Here is a 3017-nt window from a genome sequence, read left to right as displayed (position 1 = left end):
CCCCCCCCCCCCCCCCCCCCCCCCCCCCCCCCCCCCCCGCCCCCCCCCGGGGGGGGGGCGCCCCCCCCCCCGGGGGGGGCCCCGCCCCCCCCCCCCCCACGACCACGTACCTCACATCACGCGCTCGCGGACCCATGCGCCTGCTGGCTTGAGCTGGCCGGTGCCTGGGTATGGGCCGTTCTCGCAGGTGCCTTCCTTGAACACCGCTCCGGAACGGGCGTCGTCGGAGTAGTTCCAGTTCGTCCAGCTGATGTTCTTCGCGGCCATCAGATCGATGTACTGCTCGGCCATGCCGAAGTCGTCGCCGCCGTCGCCGGTGGCCTCCTGGGTGCCGAACTCGGTGACGAACATCGGCAGCTGGTCAGCCGCGCGGGACAACGCGTCCAGGTACTCGGTGCCGTGCGAGGCCGCGTAGAAGTGGAAGGTGTACAGGATGTTCTCGGCGTTCACCGGGTTGTCGACCACTTCCCGCTCGTCGGCACCGTCGGAAACGCCCAGCGACGACCAGGCGCGGGTGCCGACCAGGACCACCGAGTCCGGGTCCGCCGCGCGGATCACCGGGATGAGTTCCTCGGCGTAGCTCTTGATCCGGGCCCAGTCGACGCCGCTGGGTTCGTTGGCGATCTCGTAGAGGACGTTCGTCTTGTCCTTGTGCCGCTTGGCCATTTCAGTGAAGAAGGTCTTCGCCCGGTCCAGGTTGTAGTACGGATCACCTGGATCGAGCATGTGCCAGTCGATGATGGCGTACAGGCCGCGTTCGCTGGCCTCCTCGACGTACTGGTCCACCATTTCGGTGAACCGCGCCGGGTCCTCCTCGTAGCCGCCTTCCTGGATGTACATGGAGATCCGCAGCACATCGGCCTGCCAGTCCTGGGCCAGCGCGTCCAACGATTGGTCGTTGACGCACTGGCTGTACCACTGCAGGCCATGCGTGCTCATGCCCCGCAGTTGCACCGGAACACCGCTACCGTTGCACAGCGTCTTGCCGCAGACCGACAGGATCCCGTTCGCGGCAACGGGGGTCTGTTCGGCGTTCTGGGCCTGGGCCGCGGTGCTGGTCAGGAGCAGGGTCGCGGCGATCGTCACGACGCGGACGGAGTTCTGCCACCTCATCGGTTCTCCTCGGTCGAAGAGCGGAGCCGTGGGGAGCGGCTCCCGATTCTGGCGGCGGAAATCGGAAACTAAGAACTCGCGCGGATTGGGCATGTCGAGGGGGTCGTCAGGCAAGCGGCGTCAGCCGCTTCCTCCCACCCTCGCAGCTCGCGCCGCCGCGGGTTCTCAGAGGCTTTCTCGCGAGGACAGCCACGACGTGGTGTTCGGCATACATGATGTCGGGGATCCCGGAGACGAGAAAGCCTCTGAGGTTCCGCCACCCGCACCGCCACGCAAGCCAATCCGCGCACCCTCTAAGTTTCCAAATTCGCGTCACGATAGCGAGACCGGTGGAAGACCGTCAACACTCGTCGAACAGCTGCCGTTCAGCGCAGAACGCTCGGACCTGCTGCATGGCCGACCTCCCGATGTTGCCCCCGCGCACTTTCGCACGCCGACTCCGCAACCGTCCAATACTGAATTCGCAGATCAGTGAGACCGGATCGAACATAATCTCCGGTCGTTTCGACGACCGGTGGTGCTGTGCTACGAACGAAATAGCGGCGCGGTGGCCGCGACTGGAACTCGAAGGAGCAAGCGATGCGCGAAGCGGTGATCTGCGAACCGCTGCGGACCCCGATCGGCCGGTTCGGCGGGGTGTTCAAGGCGGTGCCCGCGGTCGATCTGGCGGTACCGGTGATCAAGGAACTGCTGGCGCGCACCGGGCTGGTTGGCGAGGCGGTCGACGAGGTCATCCTCGGGCATTGCTACCCGACCTCGGACGCCCCGGCGATCGGCCGGGTGGCCGCGCTGGACGCGGGCCTGCCCATCGAGGTCGGCGGCACCCAGGTGGACCGCCGCTGCGGCTCGGGTCTGCAGGCCGTCCTGGACGCCGCGATGCAGGTGCAGACCGGCGTCAGCGACGTCGTGCTGGCCGGTGGCGTGGAGAGCATGAGCAACGCGCCGTTCTACACCACCGAGGCGCGGTGGGGCATCCGCGGCAGCGGGCTGGAACTGCACGACTCGCTCGCCCGCGGCCGGGTGACGGCGGGTGGCAAGAACTTCCCGGTACCGGGCGGCATGCTGGAGACCGCCGAAAACCTGCGCCGCGAATACGGAATCTCGCGCACCGAACAGGACGAGCTGGCGGTGCGCTCCCAGCAACGCGCTGCTGCCGCGCAGCAAGCCGGGCGGTTCGCCGACGAGATCGTGCCGGTGACGGTGCGCTCCCGCAAAGGCGACACCGTGGTCGACGTGGACGAGCACCCGCGCCCGGACACCACGATGGAGGCGCTGAGCGCTCTGAAGCCGGTGCTGGGCAAGTCGGATCCGGAAGCGACGGTCACCGCTGGCAACGCGAGCGGGCAGAACGACGCGGCCGCCGTGTGCGTGGTGACCACGCCGGAGCGCGCGGCGGAGCTCGGGCTGCGACCGCTGGTGCGGCTGGTGTCCTGGGCGCGCGCCGGGGTGGACCCGCGCACGATGGGCATCGGCCCGGTGCCAGCGACCGCGAAAGCCTTGCAGCGAGCCGGGATCGGCATGGCGGACCTGGATCTCATCGAGCTCAACGAGGCGTTCGCGGCGCAGGTGCTGGCCTGCACCCGCGAGTGGGAGTTCAAGCCCGCCGACTTCGACCGCCTCAACGTCAACGGATCCGGCATCTCGCTGGGACACCCGCTCGGCGCGACCGGCGGGCGGATCCTGGCAACGCTGTCCCGCGAAATGCACCGCCGAGAAGCCCGCTACGGCCTGGAAACCATGTGCATCGGAGGCGGCCAGGGCCTCGCCGCCGTCTTCGAACGCATCTGACCTTCACCAGATCAAGTGACGTGCCCCGGCTCGGGTGATGAGTGAAGGGCACCCTTTACCCAGGGTGGATTCCAGGGGTGGTTGCAACACGAGTGATCAATTGGCTTCGGTCAGGA

At 68.1% G+C, this 3017-nt stretch carries 2 protein-coding genes; one reads left to right on the top strand and one right to left on the bottom strand.

Annotation, left to right across the window (positions count from 1 at the left end):
• Window positions 1-111: 111 nt before the first annotated feature.
• Window positions 112-1113, bottom strand: coding sequence for a glycoside hydrolase family 5 protein (locus MOQ72_RS44005; protein WP_242192013.1), 1002 nt, complete (start codon window positions 1111-1113; stop codon window positions 112-114).
• A gap of 579 nt (window positions 1114-1692) precedes the next feature.
• Here MOQ72_RS44005 and MOQ72_RS44000 point away from each other — a divergent pair.
• Window positions 1693-2901 (top strand): acetyl-CoA C-acetyltransferase, encoded by a 1209-nt coding sequence (locus MOQ72_RS44000; RefSeq protein ID WP_242192012.1) that lies wholly within the window; start codon window positions 1693-1695, stop codon window positions 2899-2901.
• Window positions 2902-3017: the final 116 nt, after the last annotated feature.

The sequence above is a fragment of the Saccharopolyspora soli genome (assembly GCF_022678645.1).
Lineage (GTDB): Bacteria > Actinomycetota > Actinomycetes > Mycobacteriales > Pseudonocardiaceae > Saccharopolyspora > Saccharopolyspora soli.
This window is presented reverse-complemented; position numbering and strand designations above follow the sequence as displayed.